Origin of the sequence: Bosea sp. (in: a-proteobacteria) (genome assembly GCF_023953965.1) — a bacterium.
Lineage (GTDB): Bacteria > Pseudomonadota > Alphaproteobacteria > Rhizobiales > Beijerinckiaceae > Allobosea.
In genome coordinates this window covers 679,514-704,317 of record NZ_JAMLIX010000001.1, presented here as the reverse complement: position 1 = coordinate 704,317, position 24,804 = coordinate 679,514, and the positions used below count along the sequence as shown (strand labels likewise).

Here is a 24,804-nt window from a genome sequence, read left to right as displayed (position 1 = left end):
TTATGCCCGAGACCATCGTCCTGCTCGACATGATGGCGCCCGAGCGCGCCGAGCGCCTGCGCGCGCTGCTGCCGCCCGGCTTCGTGCTGACCCATGGCACGGCACGCGGCGACGCGCATATGAAGGAGATCATCGCCGAGGCCGATTATGCGATCACCGGCCAGGTCGGCGTCTCCGGCGACGTGCTGCGCGCGGGCAGGAAGCTGAAGCTCCTGCACAAATGGGGCGTCGGCTACGACAATATCGACATCGCGACCGCCAAGGAGCTCGGCATCACGGTCGCGCGCACGACCGGCTCCAACGCCGTGCCCGTCGCCGAATTCACGATCGGGCTGATGCTGTCGGCGCTGCGCCACATCGCCTATGGCCATGCCGAATTGAGGAAGGGCCATTGGACGACCGGCAGACTGCCCGGCGAGACCTATACGCTCTCCGGCAAGACGGTCGGCATCGTCGGCCTGGGGATGATCGGCAAGACCGTCGCGAAGCTGCTGAAGGGTTTTGGCTGCCCCATCCTCTACAGCAAGCGCACGCCGCTCGATGCCGCCGAGGAGGCGGCGCTCGGTGTCAGGCATGCGCCGCTGGCGCAGCTCCTGGCTGAGGCCGACGTGGTCTCGCTGCATTGCCCGCTGACGCCGGAAACGGCCGATCTGATCGACGCGGCGGCGTTCAGGGCGATGAAGCGGACGGCGGTGCTGGTCAATGCCGCGCGCGGCGGCGTCGTCAAGGAGCAGGATCTGGTCGTGGCGCTGCGGGACGGGGAGATCGCGGGCGCGGCGATGGATGTCTACGCGACCGAGCCGCTGCCGGCCGCAAGCGCGCTCCTCACCCTCGACAATCTGGTGACCACGCCGCATCTGGCCGCGCTCTCCGCCGACGGTTTCGTGCCGACCGTGAAGCGGATGTTCGCCAACATCCAGCGCGTCTCGCGCGGCGAGCCGGTGCCGCCGCTCGATCTGGTGGTGTGACGCCTCAACGCAGGCCGCCGACGCCGAGATGGCGTTCGATCAGCTCCGCATCGGCCCTGAGCGCGCCGGGACTGCCCGACCAGACGATGCGTCCGCGTTCGAGGATGACGACCGCCTCGGCGAAGGCGAGCGCGCTTTCCAGCCGCTGCTCGACGAGGAGGATGGTCGTCGCCCCGCTCGCCGCGAGCCGGGCGAAAGCCTCCATCAGCATGTCGCAGATGATCGGGGCCAGGCCCTCCAGCGGCTCGTCGAGCAGCAGCACGGACGGTTGGCCGAGGATGGTGCGCGCCGTCGCCAGCATCTGCTGCTCGCCGCCGGACAATTGCGCGCCGAGATGGCGGCGGCGCTCGTAGAGGCGCGGGAACAGGCCATAGGCTTCCGCGATCGCCGGCCGCGGCCGGCCTTTCAGCCCGGTGAAGAGGTTCTCCTCCACGCTCAGGCCCCGGAACACCTCGCGGGCCTGGGGAACGAGGCCGAGGCCGGCGAGCGCCCGCTCCGCCGTGCCGAGCGCGGTGATGTCGCGGCCGTCGAGCCCGATGCTGCCGGCATAGCGGCGGGTCAGCCCCATCAGGCTCGCCAGCAGCGTGGTCTTGCCCATGCCGTTGCGGCCGAGGATGGCGAGCCGCCCGCCGGCGGGCACGCGGAAGGAGACCTCCTCCAGCACATGGGTCCGGCCGTAGCCGGCGCTTAAGGCCCGGACGTCAAGCGCGGCGGCCGGCATGCGCATAGCTCCCGAGATAGGCTTCGCGGACGCTTCGGTCCCGGGCGACCTCGGCCGGGGGGCCCTCGAAGATGATCTCGCCCGCGGCCATCACCGCGACGCGCCTGGCGAAGCGGAAGACGAGGTCCATGTCGTGCTCGATCATCAGCACGGTAAGCGAGGCCGGCAGGCGGGCGAGCGCCGCCTCGATCAGCGGCGTGTCGGCGGCGGGGACGCCGGCGGCGGGCTCGTCGAGCAGCAGCACCTTCGGCCGCTGCGCCAGCGCGATCGCGATCTCGGTGAGGCGCTGCTGGCCATAGGCGATTGTCCCGACCCTGCGGCGCGCGACTTCGGCGAGCCCGAGCTCCGCCAGGATCGCGGCGGCCTCGTCGCGCGCGGCGGGGTCGCCGCCGAAGCGGGCGAAGATGCGCGTCGCCCGGCCGAGCCTTTGCAGCACGGCCATGACGACATGCTCCTCCGGCGTCATCTCGGGGAAGAGGCGGGTGACCTGGAAGCTGCGCACCAGGCCCGCCCGCACACGCCCGACGGCGCTCAAGGTGGTGATCTCCTCGCCGGCGAGACGGACGTGGCCTGCGTCGGGCGCGATGCGGCCGGTGGCGATCTCGACGAATGAGGTCTTGCCGGCGCCGTTGGGGCCGATCAGGGCGAGCCGCTCGCCCTCGGCCAGCGCGAGCGAGATGTCGCGCGCGACCGTGATCCCGCCGAATGCCTTGGAGAGACGGCTGACCGCGAAGACCGGGTTCATCGGCCGGGCTCCGGGGGCCGGCGCGTGAGCAGCCGGGCGGCCTCGTCCAGCGTGCCGGAGAGCCCGCGCGGGGCGAAGAGCACGATGGCGATCAGCACGGCGCCGACCAGCGTCATCCAGTGGAAAGGGTCGATCGCGGCGATGACATGCTCGAGCGCCATGAAGATCACGGTGCCGATCAGCGCGCCGTGGAGATGGCCCATGCCGCCGACCACCAGCATGACGAGAGCATTGGCCGAAATCTCGAAACTGATGCTGTCGAGCCCGACGACCTGGGTCGCGATCGCCGAAAGCGCGCCGCCCATCCCTGCGACCGCGCCGGAGATCGCGAACATCCGCAGCAGCACCGGGAAGGCGCGGATGCCGAGCGCGCTGATCCTGAGCGGGTCCTCCTTCAGCCCGCGGCAGACCATGCCGAAGGGCGAGCGCGTGACGAAGCGCAAGCCGGCGAAGACCAGGATCAGGAGGCTGAGCCCGAAGAGATAGGCGCTGCGGCCCCACAGGTCGAAGGCGAAGACGCCGAAGAGCGGGGCGGGCTCGAGGCCCGAGAGCCCGTCGCTGCCGCCGGTGATCGAGGAGGCCTTGTTGGCGGCCTCGTGCAGGAGCTGGACGATGGCGATCGAGAGCACGAGCTGCGGCAAGCCATGGGCGCGCAGCATGACGGCGCCCATGGCGAGCCCCGTCAGGGCGCCGGCGGCCGCGCCGATCAGGACGAGCAGGACGGGATCGTCGAGGCCGGCGAGGCAGGCGATGCCGGCGGCATAGGCGCCGGCGCCATAGAGCGCGCCCTGGCCGAGCGAGGCGATGCCGCAATAGCCGACGATCAGGTCGAGCGAGAGCACGAGCAGCGAAATCGAGATCAGGCGCGTCAGGAAGGCGAGGCTGTCGGGAAAGAGCCAGTAGCCGGCAAGCCCCGCCGCCGCGATCAGGGCGAGGCCGGCAAGGTCGCGCCCGAGCACGGCGGAAAGCGGGGGCGGCGCCTCGGCCATCTAGGGAGCCCGCCCCATCAGGCCGCGCGGGAAGGCGCAGACCACCAGGATCACCGCGAGATAGAAGAAGAAATTGCCGAAATCGGGCAGGAGATAGCGCCCGGTCACATCGATGGCGCCGAGTAGCAGGCAGGCGGCGAGCGCGCCGGGGATGGAGCCGGCGCCGCCGACCGAGACCACGACGAGGAAGGTCACCATGTAGCGCAGCGCGTAATAGGGCTCGATCGGCAGGAATTCGGCGCCGACCACGCCGCCGAAGGCGGAAAGCCCGATGGCGAGCGCGAAGCTTAACGCATAGACGGTTTCGGTGCGGATGCCGAGCGCGCGCGCCATCGGCGCGTTCTCGACCGCGGCGCGCAAGTGGACGCCGAAGCCGGTACGCGCGACCAGGAACCAAAGGCCCCCCGCGACGGCAAGGCCGCTCACGATGACGAAGAGGCGATGCCCGCTGATGCTGCGGAAGCCGAGATCGATCGGCTGGGCGAGCGCGGCCGGCAGGGGAATCGTCTTCAGGCTCGGCCCGAAGAGATAGTTGGTGAGGCCGATGACGCAGAAGGTGAGGCCGATCGTCATCAAGAGCTGCGTGAGTTCGCTGCGGTCGTAGATGCGGCGATAGAGCAGGCGCTCGAGCGGCACCGCGATCATCACCGTGCCGGCGATCGCCAGCGCGATCCCGAAGCCATAGCCGAGGTCATGCTCGCGCATCGCCCAGGAGGCGATATAGCCGCCGATCATGGCGAAGGCGCCATGCGCGAGGTTCACCACCCGCATCAGGCCCATGGTCAGCGACAGGCCGATGCAGATGATGAACAGCGCCATGCCATAGGCGAGCGCGTCCATGGCGATGCTCAGCGCGGTCAGCATCGGCCGGCTTGCCCCGTTCGGGCGGGTTGCGCGTCGCGCGTCGCGTCGCTCACTTGATCGGTCCGGGGTCCTTCTGCTCCGGCACGCCGGCGATCTCCTTGTTGATCCAGCGGCCCTGCGCGTCCTTCGCCACCTCGCGCAGATAGATCGTCTGGGTGACGTGGCGCGTCTCGGGGTCGATCCTGACGGGGCCGCGCGGGCTTTCCCAGCCGAGCCCCTTCACCGCCTCGACCGCCTTCTCGGCGTCCTGCTTGCCGTCGGTCGCCGCGATCATCTTCGAGATCACGAACATCCCGTCATAGGCGCCGACCGCCGGGAAGGAGACGAGGTCCGGCGCGCCGATCGCCTTCTCGGCGGCGGCGACGAAGCGCTTGTTGAGCTCGGAATCGTGCGAGACCGCATAATGGTAGGAGGTGATCAGGCCCTCCGCCGCCTCGCCCAGCGCCGGCAGGTCCGATTCCTGGGTGAGGTCGCCGGTGGCGAAGAACTTGACGCCCGCCTTCTTCAGGCCGGTGTCGCTGAAAGCCTTGACGAAGCCGAGCGTCGGCGGGCCCGACGGCAGGAAGGCGAAGAGCCCCTCGGCGCCTGAATCGCGGATGCGCTGCATGATCGGGCTGAACTCGGTCGTGCTGAGCGGGATGCGGATCGCTTCCTTCACCGTGCCGCCGGCCGCCTCGATCGCCTTCCGGAAGGCGCCCTCTGCATCGATGCCGGGGCCGTAGTCGCTGACGACCGAGACGAAGCTCTTCACCCCGCGCTCCACCGCCGCCTGGCCCAGCGGCGTCGCCGTCTGCCCCATGGTGAAGGAGGTGCGCACCACCAGCGGCGAGGAGGCCGTGATCGCCGAGGTCGCGGCGTTGAAGATCACCAGCGGGACGTTGCCCTGCTTCAGCAGCGGGGTGATCGCCATGGCGTCCGGCGTGAAATAGATGCCGCCGAGATACTGCACCTTGTCGCGCACGATCAGCTCCTGCGCGAGCGCGCGCGCCTGCTGCGGGTTGGCCGTCGGCAGGTCGCGATAGATCAGCTCGATCTCGTGGCCTGCGACGTTCTTGCCGTTCTGCGCGAGCCAGGCTTCGGCGCCGGCCTGGAAGTTCTTGCCCTGCAGCGCGAAGGGGCCGGAGAACGGGCCGATGATGCCGACCTTGATCGTGTCCGCCGCGGCGGAGGCGCCGAGCGCGAGCGCGCCTGCGAGCGCCAGCGCACCGGCGGGCAGCAATCTGTTCCAGAATCCCTTGCTCATCCATCGTCTCCGATCTTGCGGGCGCAATGCGTGGCTCGAAGCTCTAGAGCACTTCGGCGCTTCTGCGAAACACGGAAACTGCGAAACGCCGCCGCTCCGGCAGGGTAGGGAATTAAATTACATGAATGGGGGAAGCCCTCGGAGATCAGTAGCCTTATCAGCGGTGTTCCATGCGATAAGGGTGGATTTCTAGCGGATTCCGGTTGCCTTGATGCCTCGATTGCGGTAAGTTTCCGGTAATAAAATTTCATAACGCCGCGAATGGCGGCTTTTCCGGGGAGTGACCATGCAGAACGATTCTCTTTCGCGCACCGGTTTGACGCGCCGTGGCCTGGGCGGCCTTGCCGCCGGTCTTGCGGCTTCGACGATGCTCGCGCCCGCGGCCGGGCTGGCACAGGGCGCTTCCAGCGCCAATCTCGCCATGGTCGGCGAGCCGCAGTCGCTCGATCCGATGGCCTCGACCGCCGATCTCGTCGGTACGATCATGCAGCATGTCTACGAGCCGCTGTTCACCTTCGACGCCAACTGGGCGACGCAGCCGATGCTGGCGGCTTCGCTGCCGGCGATCTCGGCCGACGGCAAGACCTATGGAATCGAGCTGCGCAAGGGCGTGAAGCTCCATAACGGCCGCGATCTCGACGCCGAGGACGTGGTCGCCTCGCTGAAGCGCTGGCTCGAGATGACCCCGCGCGGCAAGGGCCTCGCCAAGAGCGTCGCGAGCCTGACCGCCAAGGGGCCGTCGAGCGTCGAGATCGTGCTGAACAAGGTCGAGCCCGCGCTGCTCGCGCATCTGGCGCTGCCGTCGGGCTTCGCCGCGATCATGGCCAAGGAATCGATCGCCAATCCGCTGACCGAGTTCGTCGGCACCGGCCCCTACAAGTTCCGCGAGCGCAAGCCCGACCAGTTTGTCGTGCTGGTCAGGCACGACGGCTATGCTTCGCGCAGCGAGCCGACCTCCGGCTATGCCGGCAAGCGCGAGGCGAAGATCGACGAGCTGCGCTTCATCCCGGTGCCGAACGCCAATACCCGCCTCGAGGGCGTCATCGCCGGCCAGTACCAGTTCTCCGACCAGCTCCCGGTCGAGAGCTTCAAGAAGCTGTCCGCGTCCAGCGCGGCCAAGGCCGTGCTGACCATGCCCTTCGGCTTCCCCTATTTCCCGACCAACACCAAGCAGGGGCCGATGGCCGATCTGAAGGTCCGCCAGGCCTTCCAGATGGCGCTCGACCTCGAAGAGGTGCTGATGGCGGGCTTCGGCGAGCCGAAGTTCTTCGCGCTCGCGCCCGCGCATTTCCCCAAGGGCTCGCCCTTCTTCTCCGAGGCCGGCAAGGACAAGTACAGCCGCGCCGACGTCGCCGGCGCCAAGAAGCTGCTCGCCGAGGCGAAATACGACGGCACGCCGATCCGCATCCTCAACTCGAAGCAGTACGACTTCCACCACCGCATGGCGCTGGTGATGGCCGAGCAGATGAAGGCGGCCGGCTTCAAGGTGCAGCTCGACGTCGTCGACTGGGCGACGCTGATCCAGCGCCGCGGCGATCCGGCGCTGTGGGACGTCTACATCACCCATTCCGCCTTCCTGCCCGAGCCGATGCTCTCGCCGCCGCAGCTCGGCGACGGCGCGCCCGGCTGGTGGTCGACCCCGGCCAAGGAGGCGGCGCTCACCGCCTTCAACGCCGAGCCCGATCCGGTGAAGCGCGGCGCGCTCTGGGGCAAGGTCCAGCAGGTCATCTTCGACGAGGTGCCCTATATCCGCGCCGGCAACTTCGCCGCGCTCTCCGGCGCCTCGGCCAAGATGAAGGACTTCACGGCGATGCCCTGGCCGTCGTTCTGGAACGTCGATCTCGACAAATGATATCGGACGGGTGATCCCGTAGGATCGCCACCGTCCCTGACATATCGTCGGCGCGGCTTCGGCCGCGCCGCATCGTGTCCCGCCACGCCTGCCTCCAGCCAACGGAGCGTATCCGATGCTCGCGCATCTCGGACGCCGGTTCGCCGGTCTGCTGCTCGTGCTTTTCATCGTCGCCGCGATGGTCTTCTTCCTGACGCGGCTGGCGCCTGGCGATCCGGCCGCGCTGATGCTCGGCGATCAGGCCACGGCCGAGGACATCGCCAAGCTGCGCATCGCCTACGGCCTCGACAAGCCGCTGCTGGTGCAGTTCGTGCTCTGGCTGAAGGAGGTGGCGAGCGGCAATCTCGGCCAGTCCATCTTCCTCCAGCGGCCGGTGACGCAGGCGCTGCTCGAGCGCGCCGAGCCGACCTTCTTCCTGGCGATGTTCTCGCTCGCCATCGCTGCGGCGATCGGCGTGCCGGCCGGCATCGCCTCGGCGGTCTGGCGCGGGCGCCCGCTCGATCAGGTGGTCAGCGGCCTTGCCATGCTGGCGGCGAACATCCCGAGCTTCTGGCTCGGCCTGATCTTCATCCAGTTCTTCGCGGTCAAGCTCGGCTGGTTCCCGGTCGCGGGCTACGGCTCGCCGGATGCCGGTTTCGCGGAGCGGCTCCAGCATCTGCTGCTGCCGTCCGCCGTGCTCGGCCTGGTCAATTCGGCGCTGATCACCCGTTTCACCCGCGCCAGCATGCTCGACATCCTCAGCGCCGATTTCCTGCGCACGGCCCGCGCGAAGGGCCTGTCCGAGCGGCGCGTCCTGCTGGAGCATGCCTTCCGCAACGTGCTGGTCCCCGTCATCACCGTGCTCGGCCTGACGCTGGCGCTGCTGATCGGCGGCGCGATCGTCACCGAGACGGTGTTCGGGCTGCCCGGCATCGGCAACCTCGTCGTCTCGGCGGTGCTGCGGCGCGACTATCCCGTGATCCAGGGGGCGTTGCTCGCGGTCGCGGGGATCTACGTCCTGGTCAACCTCGCCATCGACCTGATCTACACGCTGGTCGATCCGCGCGTGCGCTACTGAGGAGGCGGCGATGAACTCTCCCGTCCTCGCCTTCTTCCGCGCCCTGTTCCGGCGCAGGCTCGTGCTGGTCGCGGCGCTGGTGCTCCTGGTCGCCTTCGTGCTGGCGCTGTTTGCGCCCTGGCTCTCCCCCTTCGACCCCGGCGCGATGCGCGTGGTCAGGCGCCTGCGCCCGCCGGGCGAGGTCAACTGGTTCGGCACCGATGAGCTCGGCCGCGACATCTTCTCGCGCGTCGTCTGGGGCGCGCGCGCCTCGCTCGGCATCGGCTTTTCGGTGGTGGTGATCTCGATCACGGCGGGCGCGGTGCTCGGCCTGCTGGCGGGCTATTTCAAGCGCCTCGACGGGCCGATCATGCGCCTCGTCGACGCGCTGATGTCGCTGCCCGACATTCTGCTCGCGATCTTCCTCGTCGCGGTGCTGGGCGCCTCGGCCGGCAACGTCGTCCTGGCGCTGTCGATCGTCTACACGCCGCGCGTGGTGCGCGTCATCCGCGCCTCGACGCTGGTGGTGCGCGAATTGCCCTTCGTCGAATCGGCCCGCTCGATCGGCGCCTCGACGGCGCGCATCCTCTCGATCCATCTGCTGCCCAACATCGCCTCGCCGGTCCTGGTGCAGGCGACCTTCATCTTCGCCTATGCGGTGCTGGCGGAGGCGGGGCTTTCCTTCCTCGGCGCGGGGGTGCCGCCGGAGACGCCGACCTGGGGCACGATGATCGCGTCGGGCCAGCAATATGCCGACGACGCCTTCTGGCTCGTCGTCTTTCCGGGGCTTGCCATCGTGTTCGTGGCCCTGTCGCTCCAGGTCGTCGGCGACGGCCTGCGCGACATGCTGGATCCGCGCCTCAGGAAGGAGCTGTGATGGCCGCCGGGCAGGCTCAGCCCGCTGCCGGGCCGGAGGAACCGGTCGGAGCGTCGGATATCCTCAGCGCCGTGCGGGCCGGCCTCGGCACGATGTCGGAGAGCCAGCGGCGCGTCGGGCGGCTGATCCTCGACGAGCCCGGCTGGGTGGTGAAGGCGAATGTCGAGGAGATCGCGGCCCGCGCCGGCGTCAGCGCGCCGACCATCGTGCGCTTCGCCCGCGCCGCCGGCTGCGAGGGCTTGCGGGACCTGAAGCTGAAGCTCGCCGGGGCGCTGGCGCTGGGCGCGCCCTTCCTGCACCGCTCGGTGCGGGTCGGCGAGGCCGCCGCCGACGTCGTGCGCAACGTCACCGGCAGCATGACCACGGTCATCGCCGAATGGCAGCGCCGGCTCGACCCGGCCGAGCTCGACCGGGCGGCGGCGGCGATCACGCGGGCGCGCCGGATCGACTGCCTCGGCACGGGAGCGACCTCGCATTTCCTGGCGCAGGACCTGCAGGCGCGGCTGTTCCGCCTCGGCCTGACCGCGAACGCCTTCTCCGACGCGCATTTCCAGCTCGTCGCGGCGGCGACGCTGACCTCGGCCGACGTGCTGGTGGCGATCTCCTTCGTCGGGCGCATGCCGGCGCTGCTGCGCGCCGTCGAGGTCGGGCGGGCGCGCGGCGCGACGGTGATCGCCCTGACGCAGGCCGGCACGCCGCTGGCCGGGCTCGGCCATATCGTGCTGCCGATGGACGTGCCGAGCGACGCGACCATGCTGGTCGGCACCGACGCCTATGTCGTGCAGCTCATCGCGATCGAGGTCCTGATGATCCTCGTCGGCCTGCGCCAGGGGCCGGGGCTGATCGCGCGCATGAACGATCTCCAGCACGTGCTCAACAGCTACGGCGTCGACCGCGAGGACCCCTCCGTGCTGCATGCCGGCTGGCGGCAGATGCTGGAGACCGGGGACGGCGGGCCCGGCACCGGCTGAGGCGCCGCGCTTGCATTTCGCGACGGGCCGCTATGATGCGCGCGACGGGAGCAGCCTTCGCTCCCGAGGCCCCCGGCACGGAGACGCGATGAGCCCTTCCGCCCCCGATCTCGCGACCCTGACGCCGCGCCAGCGGCGGATCCTCGACGTGGTGCAGGAGCTCGGCTTCACCACGATCGAGACGCTGGCCGAGCGCTTCGGCGTCTCGGCGCAGACGGTCCGACGCGAGATCATCCGCCTCCAGGCCGGCAACTTCCTGCAGCGCTTCCACGGCGGCGCGGGGCTCGCCTCCGGCGGCATCCGCCCGGCCTATGCGCAGAAGCTCACCGTCTCGCCGCGGGGCAAGGAGCGGATCGGTGCCGCCGTGGCGCGGATCGTGCCGCCGGGCGCCTCCGTCTTCCTCGATGTCGGCACCACGGTCGAAGCGGCGGCGCGCGCCCTCATCAACAAGCCCGGCCTCAGGGTCGTGACGGCGAGCGTCTGCGTCGCTCAGATCTTTTGCAGCCACGGCGTCTTCGACGTGGTGGTGACCGGCGGCACGACGCGCGGCGCCAACGGCGCCCTCGCCGGGCAGGCCGCGATCGCCAGCATCGCGGGCTTCCGCTTCGACTACGCGATCCTCGGTCTCGGCGGCTTCGACGACGACGGCGCGCCGATGGATTTCGACCTGGAGAAGATCGCGGTACGCCAGGCCGCGATGGGCCGCGCCCGGCAGAGCCTCGCGCTCGCCGACCACAGCAAGTTCGAGCAGACCGGCACGGCGCGGCTTGCGCCGCCCGAGGCGCTGAGCCTGTTCGTGATCGATGCCGAGCCCGGCCCCCGCCTGCGCGCGGGCTGGGAGCGTGCCGGCGCGCGCTGGCTCGTGGCCTGAAGCGGCTCTTCCTCCCGCCAATTCTTAGCCGGCGCTCTTGCGTCGATGCGCGCTTTTGATCAGGATGGAAGAAATCTTACACGAGCGCTGCTCACGGGCGCCGGTTCCAGGGAGGTTGCCATGCTGCGCGTCAAGATCGCGTCCCTTTGCCTCATGGCTTTCGGCCTCGGCTTCGCCGGGCAGGCCGAGGCGCAGGACTGCCCCAATCGCGGCACGCTCGACGCCCGTTATTGCGACGCCAACCGCGATCTGCTCGCCGACACCCCGACCGATCCAGCCAAGCAGAAGGACCCGGACACGCTGATCTTCTCCTATACCCCGGTGGAGGATCCGTCCGTCTACGAGAACGTCTTCGCCGGCTTCCTCGATCATCTGAGCAAGGTGACGGGCAAGAAGACCAAATGGTTCGGCGCCGAATCCTATGCCGCGCAGGTCGAGGCGCTACGCTCCGGGCGCCTCCACATCGCCGGCGTCGCCAGCGGCCCGACGCCGTTTGCGGTCAATCTCGCCGGCTTCGTGCCGATCGTCGCCATGGCCAAGAAGGATGCCTCGATCGGCTATACGCTCCAGCTGATCGTGCCGAAAGACTCGCCGATCAAGACGATCGCCGACCTCAAGGGCAAGCGCGTCGCCCATGTCGCGCCCTCCTCGAATTCGGGCGACACGGCGCCACGCATCCTGTTCAAGGAGAAGGGCATCGAGCCGGGCAAGGATTACGAGGTGCTCTATTCCGGCAAGCACGACAATTCGATCATGGGCGTGGTCAACAAGGACTACGACGCCGCCCCCGTCGCCTCCAGCGTGGTCGAGCGCATGGCGGAGCGCGGCATGTTCAAGCGCGACGACATCCGCATCGTCTATGAATCGAGCCCCTTCCCACGCACCGCCTTCGGCATCGCCCATGATCTCAAGCCCGAGCTCCAGGCCAAGATCAAGGAAGCCTTCATGACCTTCGACTTCGTCAATTCCGCGCTGGGCAAGGAGTTCAAGGACACCAAGGGCTTCAAGGAGCTGAGCTACAAGGACGCCTGGGGCGACATCATCCTGATCCAGAGCAACAGCGGCATCACCTATACCCAGGACGGGCTGTCCAAGCTGAAGGGCGATTGATGTCGGCAGTCTCCGCGGGCGCCGGCGCGCCGCTGCTGGCGGTTACGGGGCTCACCAAGGTCTATCCGACCGGCAAGAAGGCGCTGGGCGGCGTCGACGTCGTCATCGACCGGCCGCAGCTCGTGGCGGTGATCGGCTCGTCGGGCGCCGGCAAGAGCACCTTCATCCGCTGTATCAATCGGCTGGTCGAGCCGACCTCCGGCAGCGTGAAGCTCAACGGCGACGATATCGTCGCGCTCGACCGCAAGGGCCTGCGCGCGGTGCGGCGCCGGATCGGCATGATCTTCCAGGAATACAATCTGGTCGAGCGGCTCTCGGTGATGCAGAACGTGCTCTCGGGGAGGCTCGGCTATACCGGGCTCCTGGCCTCGCTGCGCTACCGTTTCCCGCCGCAGGACATCCAGGCCGCCTTCGCGCTGCTCGACCGCGTCGGGCTCGACGGCTATCACGACCAGCGGGCGGACGCGCTCTCCGGCGGCCAGCGCCAGCGCGTCGGCATCGCGCGCGCCCTGATGCAGCGGCCGGACCTGCTGCTGCTCGACGAGCCGACGGCGAGCCTCGACCCCAAGACCTCGCGCCAGATCATGCGCCTCGTGCGCGAGCTCGTCGCCGAGCGCCAGACGCCGGCGATCATCAACATCCACGACGTCGAGCTCGCCCGCGCCTATGCCGACCGCATCATCGGCATGAAGGACGGGCTGATCGTCTTCGACGCGGAGGCTTCCGCCCTGACCGACGCGGCGCTGACCGAGATCTACGGCGAGGAGGACTGGTCGGCCGCGCTGGACGAGGACGACGAGGCTTCCCCCGTGGCGGTGACCGCGCTCGGCGCCACGTCATGACCACGGCCGCCACTTATCCGAGCCGCTGGCGCGCGCCGAGCATCTTCGGCAGCCCGGGCCGGCGCCTCGCTTTCTGGGCGGTGGTCTGCGCCTATCTGGTCTGGTCGCTTTCGACGCTCAACGTCGATACGGCGCGCGTGCTCGCCGGGCTGCCGCGCGCCTGGACGATTCTGGTCAGGATGGTCCCGCCGGATTTCGGCCGCTGGCAGCTCCTGCTGACCGGCATGGTCGAGAGCGTGCAGATCGCCATCGCGGCGACGATCATCGGCGCGGTTTTGTCGATCCCGATCGGCATCGCGGCGGCGGCCAATCTCGCGCCGCGGCCGCTCTATCTCCTGGCGCGCGCCTTCATCGTCACCGGCCGGACCTTCCACGAGGTCATCATCGCGATCTTCTTCGTCAAGCTCTTCGGCTTCGGCCCGGTGGCGGGGCTGCTGACGCTCGCCTTCTCCTCGTCGATCTTCCTCGGCAAGATGCTGGCCGAGGATATCGAGAACATGAAGCCCGGCCCCGTCGAGGCGATCCGCGCGACGGGGGCGAGCTTCGGCCAGACCTTCTTCTACGCGGTCGTGCCGCAGGTGCTGGTCAAGACGCTGGGCGTGCTGATCTACCGGCTCGATTCCAACCTCAGGCATTCGACCGTGATCGGCATCGTCGGCGCCGGCGGCATCGGCCAGACGCTCTCGGCCTCGTTCTCGCGCTACGATTTCGACTTCGCCAGCGCGATCCTCCTGACGATCGCGGCGATGGTCGCCTTCGGCGAATGGTTCAGCGACTGGGCGAGGCGGAAGCTGAGATGACCGCGCACCAGCCCCCGCGCCATTATCCCGACCGCTGGGAGCGCTATTCGCCGCGCCAGCGCCTCGTGCACTGGCTCTGGCTCGGCGGCATCGCGCTCGCCGCGGCCTGGTCCGTCTCGGCGCTCGACATCGAATGGGCCTTCTTCGCCGACGCCCACGAGCAGGCGGCCGACCTGATCGGGCGGATGTGGCCGCCGCGCTGGTCCTATCTGCCGCGCATCGTCCAGCCGCTGATCGAGACGCTGCACATCGCCACGCTCGGCACGATGATCGCCATCGTCTTCGCCCTGCCGGTCGCGTTCCTCGCGGCGCGCAACACCACCTGGAACCAGGGGAGCTGGCTCGTCGGCCGCGCCATCCTGGTGATGTCGCGCTCGATCAACACGGTGATCTGGGGGCTGGTCTTCGTCGCGATCTTCGGGCCGGGGCCGGTCGCCGGCATCTGCGCGGTCGCGGCGCGTTCGGTCGGCTTCATCGCCAAGCTCGTCGCCGAGGCGATCGAGGAGGTCGATGCCGGCCAGATCGAGGCGGTGGAGGCGACCGGCGCCAGCACGCTGCAGGTCTACGGCGTCGCCATCCTGCCGCAGATCCTGCCGGTGCTGATCGGTACCTCGATCTATCGCTGGGACATCAATGTGCGCGAATCGAGCGTGCTCGGCTTCGTCGGCGCCGGCGGCATCGGGCTTCTGCTCTACGCCTCGATCAACCAGTTCGCCTGGTCGCAGGCGATCGTGATCCTGATCGCCATTCTCGGCATCGTCGTCGTCAGCGAAGCATTGTCCGCCTATGTCCGCTCCCGCATCGTCTGAAGCCTGGGCGCAGACCGTCTTTCCCGGCGGGCTTGGCGCATTGGCGGACCGCTATGACGGCTTCCTCCTCGACCAATGGGGCGTGCTGCATGACGGCACGCGGCCCTATCCCGAGGCCGTCTCCTGCCTCGAAAGGCTCAGGGCGGCCGGCAAGGCGGTGATCATCCTGTCCAATTCGGGCCGCAGCGGCGCCGCCAACGAGGCCGTCCTCGCCGGGATGGGCTTCCCCCGCGAACTCTACGACCGCGTCGCTTCGGCGGGCGACGATGCGCGCGATGCGCTGCTGCAGCGCTCCGAGCCCGCCTATCGCGATCTCGGCCGGCGTTGCCTGCTGCTGGCGCGGCCGGGCGAGGAGCATCTGGCGGCCGGGCTCGGGCTGACGCTGACCGACGCCCCCGAGGAGGCCGATTTCGTCTTCGTGATGAGCATGGATTCGCAGCGCCAGTCGGTAGCCGGCTGGAAGCCGGTTCTGGAGCAGGCGCTACGGCGCGGCCTGCCGATGATCTGCGCCAATCCCGACCGCTACCGCGTCCATGCCGATGGCACGCTGCACGAGGCGCCGGGGCTCGCCGCGCTCGCCTATGAGGAGATGGGCGGCAGGGTGCATTACCACGGCAAGCCATATCCGCGGATCTACCGCAGTTGCCTGCGCTTCATGGACCGTCCGGCCGGGCGCCTGCTCGCCATCGGGGATTCGCTTGAGCACGACGTCGCCGGCGCGGCGCGGGCCGGGATCGACTCAGCCTTCATCGCCGGCGGCATCCATCGCGGCGACCTCGACTGGACCGGGGAGGGCGCGGTCGACCCCGAGAGCTGCCGCCGGCTGTTCGCGCGCGAGGGGCTTCATCCCCGCTACGGCCTGTCCTGGTTCGCCTGGGGCTGATCGGGGCGCTGTTTGCCTCTGATCAAGGAAGCGGCGGCCGGTTGCGGCTAGAGAGCGGCTTGTCCTCGCGACACCCTCCGGCCCGGAGCTGACAGATGCAGGCTGCGCAATACCGAGACGAGCGGCTTCCGCGCTACACCAGCTACCCGACCGCGCCGCATTTCAGCGGCGCCGTCGATGCGGGCGCCTATGCCGGCTGGCTGCGGGGGCTCGATGCGGGCACCGCCGCCTCGCTTTACCTGCACGTGCCGTTCTGCCGCTCGATGTGCTGGTATTGCGGCTGCCACACCACGGTCGCGCTGCGCGACGGGCCGATCATCGATTATCTTAAGGCGCTGCGGGGCGAGATCGCGCTGGTCTCGGGCCATCTTTCCGCTCCGCTCGACGTGCGCCACGTCCATTTCGGCGGCGGCACGCCGACCATCCTGGAGCCTGCGGATTTCGTCGGGCTGGTCGCGCTGCTGCGTCAGCGTTTCGCGCTGCACCCGGACGCGGAGATCGCGGTCGAGATCGATCCGCGCCGGCTCGGGCCCGGCATGATCGCCGCGCTCGCCGAGGCGGGGGTCAACCGGGCGAGCCTCGGCGTGCAGAGCTTCGATCCGGACGTCCAGAAGGCGATCAACCGGATCCAGAGCGTCGCGCAGACGGCCGCCGTGGTCGAAGGCCTGCGCGGCGCCGGCATCGCTGCGGTGAGCTTCGACCTGATCTACGGGCTGCCGCGGCAGACGCTCCGCTCCTGCCTCGACACCGTCGAGCAATGCCTGGCGCTGCGCCCCGACCGCTTCTCGATCTTCGGCTATGCCCATGTGCCGGAGTTCAAGAAGCACCAGCGCCGCATCGTCACGGCCGAGCTGCCGGACGGCGAGGCGCGCCACGAACAGGCCGAGGCGATGGCCGGGCGCCTCGTCGCAGCCGGCTATGTCCGCATCGGGCTCGACCATTTCGCCCGGCCGGAGGACGCGATGGCGCGCGCCTTGTCGCAAGGCTCGCTCCATCGCAATTTCCAGGGCTACACCACCGACCGCTGCGAGGCGCTGATCGGTTTCGGCGCCTCGGCGATCGGCCGGCTGCCGCAGGGCTATGTCCAGAACGAGGTGGTGATCGGCCGCTATGCCGAGCATGTCGCGGACAATGTCCTGCCGACGGCGCGAGGCTATCGCCTGACGGCGGAGGATCGCCTGCGCGCCGAGCTGATCGAGCGGGTGATGTGCGATCTTTCGGTCGATATCGACGCCGTCTGCGCCCGGCATCGGGCCGACCGGCGCATCCTCGACGCCTCGCTGCGCCAGCTCGACCAGTTGGCGCGGGAGGGCGTGGTGCGCTTCGAGGGCGGCCGGGTCTTCCTGCCGGACGAGGCGCGCCTGATGGTGCGCAAGGTCGCATCGGCCTTCGACGCCCATCTCGATGAGCCGCAGCGCCAGTACAGCCGGGCGGTGTAGCCATCCCTGTCATTCCGGGGCGCGCCATAGGCGCGAAGCCCCGGAATGACAGGGGGTGGCTGCGATCAGGTGCTACCCGGCGATCACGATCCTCAGCCCCGTCAGCGTGCACAGCAGCGCCGCATAGCTCAGAAGCGCGATCATGAGCGGGCGGCTTGCGCGATGCAGGCGCATGAAGCCGAGCACGACGAGCCATGCCTTGACCACGCCGAGCCCGGCGATGGCGAAGCCGCGCGGGCCGGCGGGCAGGAACATCGCGGCGACGAGGCTCAAGCCGGTGGCGAAGATGAGCGCCAGCAGGGTCTCGGTGAGGGGAAGGTCGCGCGTCATCGTCTCAGGCCAGATAGACGACCGGCAGGATCATCAGCCAGACGAGGTCGATCAGGTGCCAGATCGTGGCGACCGTCTCGACCGGCCGCGGCTTCGGGCGCCAGGCGACAACGATGAGCAGGACCGCGACGAACGCCACATGGGCGAGGTGAAAGCCGGTGATCAGCAGATAGAGCTCGGACAGCCGGCTTTCAGCGGCGGTGAACGCCGGCAGCTCGTGGAAGAAGGCGATGATCTTCAGCGCGCAGAAGGCGAAGCCGCCCAGCGCCGCGAGAACGAGGTTGCGGCGGGTGTTGCGCCCCGCTGCCGCGAGCGCCGCGAAGAAGCCGCTCGTCAGCAGCGTCGCGGTCGCGATGCCGGCCAGCCCCGGGTCGAGCCCGTCGTGGAAGGCTGTCAGCGCCGGCCGGTCGATGAGCCCGATCAGCAGGAATGCGCCGAGCAGTGCGCCGAAGACGATAAGCTCGCTCCAGACCAGGACCCAGAGCAGGAGCTCCATGCCGCCTTCGGAGGGCGAGACCGGCTGCGCGCCCTTCAGGCTGCGGCTCTCGACCGCGATGGTCATGCCGGCAGGAGCCGGCGCAGGCCCTCCGGCAGCCGGTCGCGCCAGCTCTGCTCGCGCACCAGGCGGAAGCCGAGATTGTCCGGCGGGGTGCCGACCGAGCAGCCGCCGCTCTTGGGGTTGCGGATGAAGAAGGTCATCATCGCGCGGTGCTGGCCCTCGACCACGTAGATGCCGCAATTGCCGGTCTCGCCGATCGTGGTTCCGGCGGCATCCTGCGTGACGCGGCGCAGGCAGGTCCTGGTCCATTCCCAGACATTGCCGGCGATGTCGTGGACGCCGTGCTCGTTGGCGCCGAAAGAGCCGATGGTCCGCGGCGCGGGGTCGCTCGCAGCCTTCCGGTTGGCCTCGCGCTCATAATCGGCGAGCCAGCGCTGGGCCGGGTTGGTGGCGTCGGGATCGAAGCCGCGCGCGTCGTCGACGAAGCGCGAGCCCGCGGCATGGGCCCATTCGCGGTCGCTCGGCAGGCGCCAGACCGCACCGGTCTCGCGGCTGAGCCAGGCGGCGTAGTCGGTCGCGTCGGTATGGCTGACGCCGGTCACGGGCAGATCGCCGCGCGGCGCCGGGCTGTCGAGGCGCTTGCAGGCCCCGGCCGCGACGCAGCGCGCATAATCGGCGGCCGTCACCTGATAGCGCATGATCTCGAGCGGTGCGCCGATCTTGACCGTGACGCGGGGCGCGTCGATCGGGCGGCCGGCGCGGCTGTACTCGCCGTCGAGGCGGTGCACGAGCGTCGCGGGCGGCACGATCGTCGTCTGCGGCAGGGGAAAGGCGGGGGCGGGCCGGCGGGCCGGCGCGGCCAGCAGGAGGGCGGCGGCTCCGGCGAGGAAGAGGAGGCCGAGCGAGGTCGTCAGCCCCGGCAGCGAGAGGCGCAGCGTGGTGGCCATGATCGGAAACTCTGTCGGAGAGCAGGGCCTCCCCGCCGGGCGGCGGGGAGGCTGAGGTCGCTCAGATGCCGGCCGGGGCCAGGACCTGCTTCATCAGGTCGTCGTTCCATTCGCCCTCGACCTTGAAGTGGCCGGCGGCACCGAGCTCGAACGCCTCGATCAGGTTATGGTTGACATAGGCGTAGATGCCCGGCTGCAGGAAGGTGTAGATCGCCGCTCCCGCGCAGCCGCCGGGGATGAACCAGGTCTCCAGGTCGCGCTCGGGCGGGTTGCGGAACTTGCCGGTGGCCCAGACATAGTCGCCATGGCCGCCGATCAGGTGGGGCCGCGTGTCGCGGTTGGCCTGCGAGTGCACGATCAGCACGGTCTCGCCGACCTTGGCGGTGAGCGCGTTCTTGCCTGTCAGGGCGCCGACCTTGCCGTTGAAGACGATATGGGTCGGGGTCAGCGTCCGCATCGCCTTGATCACGTCCTCATGGGCTTCGCCGGCACTCTCGTAGCGCTTGAACTTGCCGTTCTCGTCACGCGGGACGTAGAAGTCCTGCTCGCCGACATAGTAGACCTTGTCGTACTTCAGGGACTTGCCCTGATGGTCCGTCAGCCCCTCGCGCGGCAGCACCATGATGGCGCCGTTCATACCGGCGGTGACGTGCCAGGGCACCATGCCCGGAGGGGCGCAGTGGTAGACGAACACGCCCGGCCGGGTGGCCTTCCAGCGCAGCACGACCTTCTCGCCGGGGTTGACCTCGGTCAGCGCCCCGCCGCCGAGCGCGCCGGTCGACGAATGGAAGTCGATATTGTGCAACAGCTCGTTGGTCTCGGCGTTGATCATCGTGAGTTCGACATAGTCGCCCTCGTGCACGACCATCAGCGGGCCCGGAACCGTGCCGTTGAAGGTGAAGGCGAAGGTCTCGGTGCCGGCATCGTCGAGGACGATCTTCTTCTCATGGATCGTCATCTCGAATTCGACGACCTTCGGCCCGCCGGTGGCAATCTGTTCATGCGCATGCACGAAGGGGGGATCGACCAGCTTCGGCTTGACGCGCGGCAGCTTGGCGATGTCGGCGGCGCTGGCCTTGGTCATCACGCCTTGCGCCTGCGCCGGCGTGGATGCGGCCTGGACGAGCGCCCCGGTTGCCGCCGCTCCCGCCAGAATGCTGCGGCGGGTCAGTTTGAGCTCTTCGCCCATGGCTTGTCTCCTTGCCGTTCGACCGGAGTTCGACCGGTCATGAAGACTTTAGGAGACCGAAGAAAGCCGTCTTTGTTGCAGCACAACATCTTTGACGATTGCGCTGCAAAAAGAGCGCCGGGGCGCTCACCCGGCCGCGATCATCGCCGGCTCCCAGGCCGGCTCGTAGGTCAGCGTCACCGTGACGGTGGCGACGCCCTCGACGGCGCCTGCGGCCATCGCCACGGCTTCCCTGAGGAAGCCGGCGAGCGGGCAGCCGCGCGTGGTCGTCGTCATGGTAATGGCGACGGTGCCGTCGGGTGCCGCCGTGATCGCGTAGATCAGGCCCAGATCGACGACGCTGCGGCCCATTTCGGGGTCGAGCACGTCGCGCAGCGCGATCTCGACCAGCCGCTCCAGACCGGCGCTCATCCCTGGGTACCTCCGCCGCCATGGCGCACGAGCAGGCGATAGGCCGTGCCCGACGCGTCGAAATTGCCGGCCCATTCGTGCTGGCGCTTCGCCAGCTCGGGGAACAGGAAGAGCGGCTCGCGGGACAATAGCGCAAACAGCACCTCGCCGGGCCGAAGCTCCTCCAGCGCCTCCAGGATGCGCACCATCGGCTCGGGCGGCTCGAGGTCGACGAGGTCCAGCTCCTCCACCGGATCGCCCCAGAGGGCGGCGAAGGGGCTCGATCCGGCGGCGAGCCCGGCTTCCGCCTTGATTCCGGCATCGATCGGCGAGAACACCACCTCCCAGTCGCCGCCCTCGAGCGGGCGGTCGCTGGCGGAAAAGCCGTGATTGGCCATCACCGAGAACAGCGGCACCGGCCGGAACGGCGCGATGAGGCGCAGGCGCTCGCCCGGCGCGAGCGCGCCGACCGCCGCCATGATCGCCTGGAACGGCTCCTGCCCGGCTTGCAGCAGCGGGCGGACGTCAAGCTCGCGGATGGGCGATGCTTCCGGTGTCGACATGGGAAGGTTTCCTTTCCTCGGGTCGCGCTGAGAAGAGCCGTGGACGTTCATGCGCCGGTGGCCGCTCCGCGGCCTTGATCTGCGACAAGCGGCGGATGCTGACGATCTCGGCGGCAAGGCCGGCGGTGCCGGCAAGGCAGATCGCCATGGCGAAGCGGAAGCCCCCGGCCGTTCCCACGGCGAGAGCGGCGGTGCCCAGCGCCGCTCCGCAATCATAGATGACGAACCAGCGCCCGGTGCGCGGCATCGCGACGAGATCGCCGACGCGCGGTGTGGGCCCACGGCCGAGCCGGGGCGCGAAGGTTTCGAGCCAGGTCACGAAGGAGACGATCTTCACAAGCTGGGCCAGCGTCAAGCCGCCGAGCCAGCCGAAGGCGATCAGGAAGGTCAGCGCCGCGACCGGGCCGTCCCCCGTGCCGGTGAGGACGGCGACCGGCAGCAGCGTAAGCCCGAGACCGAGCGCCACGAAGGCCGGGATCGAGGCGAGCATGTTGATCTCGAGCGCCTTGCGCCGGCGGGTGCGGTAGAGGCTCGCCATGTCCCGCCCGTAGAACAGGCCGGACAGCGAAAGCACGGCAAGCACCGCCGCGATCCAGACGGGGCCCGGCTCGAGCCCGGCGAAGGGAGCGGCAAGCCCGGCGAGCGCGAGCGCGAGCGCGAGCGCGGCGAGGACGAGCACCGGCCGGACCCGGCGCGCCGGCGGCTCCGGCGCCATCATGAACATGACGAACAGGCGATAGCTGACGCCGAAGGCGATCAGCCCGAGCCAGCCGCCGAGACCGAGCAGGGCATGGAAGGGCAGGCCGTAAGGCAGGAGCGCGACATCGCCGAGCCAGTCGCCGTGCCCGGAGAGGATCGTCGTGAAGGCCGCTCCGCCCAGCGCCGTGGCGGCGAGGCAGGCGAGGCCGACAAGGACGAAGCGGGCGAACAGTGCCACGGGCCGCGCGCTGACGAGCGTCGCCGCCAGCATCAGGCCGAGCAGGCAAAAGCCGCAGATCAGGAAGACGGCGCCCAGCGGCATGAGGTCGAGCGAGGCGTTGATCCAGCCGGCGAGGGCCGCAAAGCCCGCGCAGAGCATGAGAAGGCCCACGATGAGCGTGGCGAGCGCCGGCAGGGCGAGCTGCGGGAAGGCGAGCGGCCGCGAGACCAGGACCGGCACGAATTGCAGCAGCGCGCCGGCCATGGCGAGGCTCAGCCAGCCGATTGCCACGAAATGGACGAGGATGAGGGTTCCCGGCTCGGCGAGTCCGTTGGCGGGAAAGCCGATGCCGGCGACGGCGAGCGCCTCGGCCGCGACGAGGAAGGCGAGCGCGGCCGCGAAATAGCTCATCGTCCAGCGGGACAGCGATGCCATCGGCATGGCCGCGATCTCCCGGTCTGGCGGCTCAGTGGCCGCAGGTGCAGGACTGGCCGTCCTCATGGCCGCCGCAATCGGCGGCGTGCTCCGCGCTGCCTGCGGCATTGCGGCCGATCTCGACCTGCCAGATCTGCGGGCCTTGCACGACATAGGCCCAGGAATAGGCGCCGGGATAACGCGCCTCGATCTGGCGCCTGAGCGGCGCGGGATCGTGGTCGTTGACGATGCTGAAGGCGTCGCCGGGCTCCAGGCGCTCCAGGATGCCGAAGATCGTGGCATGGCGCACGACCGGCGGGATCGTGCGCACGTCGAGCGGTTCGAGGGGCAGGGTGGTCATGGTGCGGCTCCGGTTGCGGGCCCGATGCGGGCAAGTTTTCAACCTAGCGGCTGCATGGCTGCGGCAATTTGCCAAAACGCAAACAGCCTGCCGTTGCCCGCCTCACTGTTCGAGGAAGAGCAGGGCGGCGATGGCGAGCGACATCAGGATGGCGGCGGCGACGCCGCCCTTCTGCAGCACGCCCATCCGGTAGAGCAGCAGCGCCATCACGATGATGGCGGGGGTGGCGACGGCAAGGCCGGTCTGGGCGTCGGTCATGGCGGTCGTCCTTAAGCCGCGAGCACGCGATAGATCGCCGGCAGGGCCGCCGGCAGGCGCTCCAGCTTCGAGACCACGGCGTGGCCGTTGCGGCCGAAGAGATGCGGGATATAGGCGCGCGACTCGCGGTCGACGGTGACGGCGAAGACGCAGATGCCGGCGCGGCGCGCCTCGATCACCGCCATGCGGGTATCCTCCATGGCGAAGCGGCCCTCGTAATGGTCGATGTCGTTGGGCTTGCCGTCGGTGAGGACGATGAGGAGCTTGCGCCGGTCGGGGCGGGCTTTCAGCCCGGCCGCGGCATGGCGGATCGCGGCGCCGATGCGGGTGTAGTGGCCGGGCGTCAGCGCGGCTATGCGTGCCTCGACCGCCGGCCCCATCGCCTCGTCGAAGCGCTTCACCGTCTCGATGCGGACCCAGTCGCGCCGGCGCGAGGTGAAGGTCAGGATCTCGTGGCGGTCGCCGCAGGCGGCAAGCCCATGGGCGAAGACGGTGAGCGCCTGCTTCTCGACGTCGAGCACGCGCAGATCGTCGAACCAGGAATCGGTCGAGAGCGAGACGTCCATCAGCGTCGTCACCGCGAGATCGTAGGCTTGCGGCCGGCTCGCCAGATGGATGCGGTCGCTGCCGGGGCCGCCGGCGGCGAGATCGGTCTGGCGGCGCACCACCGCGTCGAGATCGAGGTCGGGGCCGTCGATCTGGCCACGCTGCGGCTCGCGCAGCGGGCGCAGCGCCTCGAAGCGGCGGCGCACCTGGCGCACCAGCGCGCGCGTCGCCGCGTCCTGTACCGGCGGGGTGAGCTCCTGGCGCGCCATGGCGGCGAGCACCCGGCAATGGTCCTCGCGGTAGCTTGCGCTGCGGAAATCCCATTCCGGATAGGTCAGGGCGCCTGTGAGCGCGGTCTCGTCCATCGCCTCCGGCGGCAGGTCGAGATCGAAGCGGAAGCGCGAGGCGGGACGGCCCTTGCGCTCGCTCAGCACCATGTCGTCGAGCTCGTCGGCGGCTTCCGGGTCGTGCTCCTCGCTGTCGTCGGCGGGGCGGTCGACCGCGACCATCTCCGACATCGCCAGGATCTTCTCGAAACGGTTGAGGATGAAGGGGCTGCGCTCGCGCCATTCCTCGGCCGTCTCGTCGCGGCTGGCGGCATAGGCCTTGGTTTCGTCCCCGGCCTTGGCCGCGGCCGGCGGCGGCTGGTCCTCGTCGCGCCGGCGCGTGCGGGCCGGCGGGGCCGCGCTCGCCAGTGGCCAGAGCGGTACGCCGAGCGCCGGCAGATAGCCCGGCGGGGCCTTGTCCGGCCAGCCCGTGGCGGCGAGCTCGATGGTCTCGCCCGCGAGCAGGGCGCGGATCAGCGCCTCGACCTTGGCCTCGGTCGCGGGCAGGCCCTCGCGGCGCCGGCCCGCGAGCAGGGCCTCGGCCAGCCGGCGGTAGATGCAAGCGAGGCCGGGAAAGGCGCCAAGCACCTTCGTCACCAGCCGTTGCGCGGCGTCGATCAGGGCGAGGTCGCGCCTGAGCGGATCGGCTTCCGCAAGCGGGCGGGCCGGCATCGCCGCCATGCAGGCGGCAAGCCAGACATAGAGCGCGCGATTGAGCTCGGCCTCCGGGAAGAGCGCGATCCGCGCCGGCAGCTGCAGGCTGTCGGGCGTGCGCAGCGCCTGCGCCAGCCTTTCCTCGCCGAGGCCGACGCGCTGGCGCAGGTTGAGCCTGTGCCCGGCGGCGCGCTCGCGCGCCGGCACGATCCGGACGCCGGGCTCGCCGCCGAAGCCGCGGAAGCAGACGGAAAGCGTCGGCGCCATGGCGGCGAGCGTCACCGCGGCCTGCGGGTGATGCGGCAGGCTTCCCGTGTCGCCGACCAGCCGGTGCCAGAAGCGCCCGACCGTCTCTTCCAGCTCGAGGAAGTCCAGCATCGCCGCGTCC

27 protein-coding genes are annotated in these 24,804 nt (G+C 69.6%); 12 read left to right on the top strand and 15 right to left on the bottom strand.

The features are described 5' to 3' along the window. The first annotated feature begins 2 nt into the window (after window positions 1-2). Window positions 3-968, top strand: coding sequence for a 2-hydroxyacid dehydrogenase (locus M9917_RS03320; protein ID WP_297250875.1), 966 nt, complete (start codon window positions 3-5; stop codon window positions 966-968). Window positions 969-972: 4 nt separating this feature from the next. On the opposite strand, the gene M9917_RS03315 is transcribed toward M9917_RS03320, so the two are convergent. The 5 genes from M9917_RS03315 to M9917_RS03295 are packed head-to-tail and all read right to left on the bottom strand — an operon-like array spanning window position 973 to window position 5,530. After that, window positions 973-1,689: an ABC transporter ATP-binding protein gene (locus M9917_RS03315; RefSeq protein WP_297250874.1), complete on the bottom strand. Its 717-nt coding sequence runs from the start codon at window positions 1,687-1,689 to the stop codon at window positions 973-975. After that, entirely contained in the window at window positions 1,670-2,434 is a 765-nt protein-coding gene (locus M9917_RS03310) for an ABC transporter ATP-binding protein (protein ID WP_297250873.1), read from the bottom strand. Before M9917_RS03310 ends, M9917_RS03315 begins: the two co-directional genes overlap by 20 nt. Continuing rightward, entirely contained in the window at window positions 2,431-3,423 is a 993-nt protein-coding gene (locus M9917_RS03305; RefSeq protein ID WP_297250872.1) for a branched-chain amino acid ABC transporter permease, read from the bottom strand. Before M9917_RS03305 ends, M9917_RS03310 begins: the two co-directional genes overlap by 4 nt. Beyond that, window positions 3,424-4,287, bottom strand: a complete 864-nt coding sequence (locus M9917_RS03300; RefSeq protein WP_297250871.1) for a branched-chain amino acid ABC transporter permease — start codon at window positions 4,285-4,287, stop codon at window positions 3,424-3,426. A gap of 49 nt (window positions 4,288-4,336) precedes the next feature. Next, window positions 4,337-5,530 carry an ABC transporter substrate-binding protein gene (locus tag M9917_RS03295; RefSeq protein ID WP_297250870.1) on the bottom strand — a complete coding sequence of 398 codons (1,194 nt, stop codon included), beginning with the start codon at window positions 5,528-5,530 and terminating at the stop codon, window positions 4,337-4,339. Between the two features lie 286 nt (window positions 5,531-5,816). Between M9917_RS03295 and M9917_RS03290 the strand changes: the two genes are divergently transcribed. From M9917_RS03290 to hemN, 11 genes are all read left to right on the top strand, one after another. Continuing rightward, entirely contained in the window at window positions 5,817-7,382 is a 1,566-nt protein-coding gene (locus M9917_RS03290; RefSeq protein WP_297250869.1) for an ABC transporter substrate-binding protein, read from the top strand. A 115-nt stretch (window positions 7,383-7,497) separates the two neighbouring features. Further along, the gene (locus M9917_RS03285) at window positions 7,498-8,439 is read left to right on the top strand and encodes an ABC transporter permease (protein WP_297250868.1); all 942 of its coding nucleotides are present in this window, start codon (window positions 7,498-7,500) and stop codon (window positions 8,437-8,439) included. Window positions 8,440-8,449: 10 nt separating this feature from the next. Beyond that, window positions 8,450-9,295, top strand: coding sequence for an ABC transporter permease (locus M9917_RS03280; RefSeq protein ID WP_297250867.1), 846 nt, complete (start codon window positions 8,450-8,452; stop codon window positions 9,293-9,295). Further along, the gene (locus M9917_RS03275) at window positions 9,295-10,266 is read left to right on the top strand and encodes a MurR/RpiR family transcriptional regulator (RefSeq protein WP_297250866.1); all 972 of its coding nucleotides are present in this window, start codon (window positions 9,295-9,297) and stop codon (window positions 10,264-10,266) included. Before M9917_RS03280 ends, M9917_RS03275 begins: the two co-directional genes overlap by 1 nt. Before the next feature lie 88 nt (window positions 10,267-10,354). Beyond that, window positions 10,355-11,137: a DeoR/GlpR family DNA-binding transcription regulator gene (locus M9917_RS03270; protein ID WP_297250865.1), complete on the top strand. Its 783-nt coding sequence runs from the start codon at window positions 10,355-10,357 to the stop codon at window positions 11,135-11,137. A 120-nt stretch (window positions 11,138-11,257) separates the two neighbouring features. Continuing rightward, a complete protein-coding gene (phnD, locus tag M9917_RS03265) occupies window positions 11,258-12,247 on the top strand; it encodes a phosphate/phosphite/phosphonate ABC transporter substrate-binding protein (protein WP_297250864.1) in 990 nt (329 codons plus the stop codon). A gap of 32 nt (window positions 12,248-12,279) precedes the next feature. After that, a complete protein-coding gene (phnC, locus tag M9917_RS03260) occupies window positions 12,280-13,089 on the top strand; it encodes a phosphonate ABC transporter ATP-binding protein (protein ID WP_297254677.1) in 810 nt (269 codons plus the stop codon). Next, a complete protein-coding gene (phnE, locus tag M9917_RS03255; RefSeq protein ID WP_297250863.1) occupies window positions 13,086-13,889 on the top strand; it encodes a phosphonate ABC transporter, permease protein PhnE in 804 nt (267 codons plus the stop codon). Before phnC ends, phnE (M9917_RS03255) begins: the two co-directional genes overlap by 4 nt. Then, window positions 13,886-14,698: a phosphonate ABC transporter, permease protein PhnE gene (phnE, locus tag M9917_RS03250; protein ID WP_297250862.1), complete on the top strand. Its 813-nt coding sequence runs from the start codon at window positions 13,886-13,888 to the stop codon at window positions 14,696-14,698. Before phnE (M9917_RS03255) ends, phnE (M9917_RS03250) begins: the two co-directional genes overlap by 4 nt. Further along, the gene (locus M9917_RS03245; protein ID WP_297250861.1) at window positions 14,676-15,581 is read left to right on the top strand and encodes a TIGR01459 family HAD-type hydrolase; all 906 of its coding nucleotides are present in this window, start codon (window positions 14,676-14,678) and stop codon (window positions 15,579-15,581) included. The genes phnE (M9917_RS03250) and M9917_RS03245 overlap by 23 nt, the downstream gene beginning before the upstream one ends. 95 nt (window positions 15,582-15,676) lie before the next feature. After that, window positions 15,677-17,020, top strand: coding sequence for an oxygen-independent coproporphyrinogen III oxidase (gene hemN, locus M9917_RS03240; protein ID WP_297250860.1), 1,344 nt, complete (start codon window positions 15,677-15,679; stop codon window positions 17,018-17,020). A 72-nt stretch (window positions 17,021-17,092) separates the two neighbouring features. On the opposite strand, the gene M9917_RS03235 is transcribed toward hemN, so the two are convergent. The 10 genes from M9917_RS03235 to M9917_RS03190 form a co-directional block, all read right to left on the bottom strand. Next, complete coding sequence (locus tag M9917_RS03235; protein WP_297250859.1) at window positions 17,093-17,350, bottom strand: cytochrome C oxidase subunit IV family protein; 258 nt, start codon at window positions 17,348-17,350, stop codon at window positions 17,093-17,095. A gap of 4 nt (window positions 17,351-17,354) precedes the next feature. After that, on the bottom strand, window positions 17,355-17,912 hold the full coding sequence (locus M9917_RS03230) for a cytochrome c oxidase subunit 3 family protein (protein WP_297250858.1): 558 nt from the start codon (window positions 17,910-17,912) through the stop codon (window positions 17,355-17,357). Next, window positions 17,909-18,796 (bottom strand): SUMF1/EgtB/PvdO family nonheme iron enzyme, encoded by an 888-nt coding sequence (locus tag M9917_RS03225; protein ID WP_297250857.1) that lies wholly within the window; start codon window positions 18,794-18,796, stop codon window positions 17,909-17,911. Before M9917_RS03225 ends, M9917_RS03230 begins: the two co-directional genes overlap by 4 nt. A 61-nt stretch (window positions 18,797-18,857) precedes the next feature. Beyond that, window positions 18,858-19,985 carry a copper-containing nitrite reductase gene (gene nirK, locus M9917_RS03220; protein WP_297250856.1) on the bottom strand — a complete coding sequence of 376 codons (1,128 nt, stop codon included), beginning with the start codon at window positions 19,983-19,985 and terminating at the stop codon, window positions 18,858-18,860. 126 nt (window positions 19,986-20,111) lie between these two features. Further along, the gene (locus M9917_RS03215; RefSeq protein ID WP_297250855.1) at window positions 20,112-20,396 is read right to left on the bottom strand and encodes a metal-sulfur cluster assembly factor; all 285 of its coding nucleotides are present in this window, start codon (window positions 20,394-20,396) and stop codon (window positions 20,112-20,114) included. Then, the gene (locus M9917_RS03210; protein ID WP_297250854.1) at window positions 20,393-20,938 is read right to left on the bottom strand and encodes a DUF2249 domain-containing protein; all 546 of its coding nucleotides are present in this window, start codon (window positions 20,936-20,938) and stop codon (window positions 20,393-20,395) included. The genes M9917_RS03215 and M9917_RS03210 overlap by 4 nt, the downstream gene beginning before the upstream one ends. Then, window positions 20,901-22,298 carry a hypothetical protein gene (locus M9917_RS03205; protein WP_297250853.1) on the bottom strand — a complete coding sequence of 466 codons (1,398 nt, stop codon included), beginning with the start codon at window positions 22,296-22,298 and terminating at the stop codon, window positions 20,901-20,903. Before M9917_RS03205 ends, M9917_RS03210 begins: the two co-directional genes overlap by 38 nt. A gap of 25 nt (window positions 22,299-22,323) precedes the next feature. Continuing rightward, a complete protein-coding gene (locus M9917_RS03200) occupies window positions 22,324-22,632 on the bottom strand; it encodes a DUF2249 domain-containing protein (protein ID WP_297250852.1) in 309 nt (102 codons plus the stop codon). Window positions 22,633-22,734: 102 nt separating this feature from the next. Continuing rightward, window positions 22,735-22,890 (bottom strand): hypothetical protein, encoded by a 156-nt coding sequence (locus tag M9917_RS03195; RefSeq protein ID WP_297250851.1) that lies wholly within the window; start codon window positions 22,888-22,890, stop codon window positions 22,735-22,737. A gap of 11 nt (window positions 22,891-22,901) precedes the next feature. Next, complete coding sequence (locus M9917_RS03190) at window positions 22,902-24,794, bottom strand: VWA domain-containing protein (RefSeq protein ID WP_297250850.1); 1,893 nt, start codon at window positions 24,792-24,794, stop codon at window positions 22,902-22,904. Window positions 24,795-24,804 lie beyond the last annotated feature (10 nt).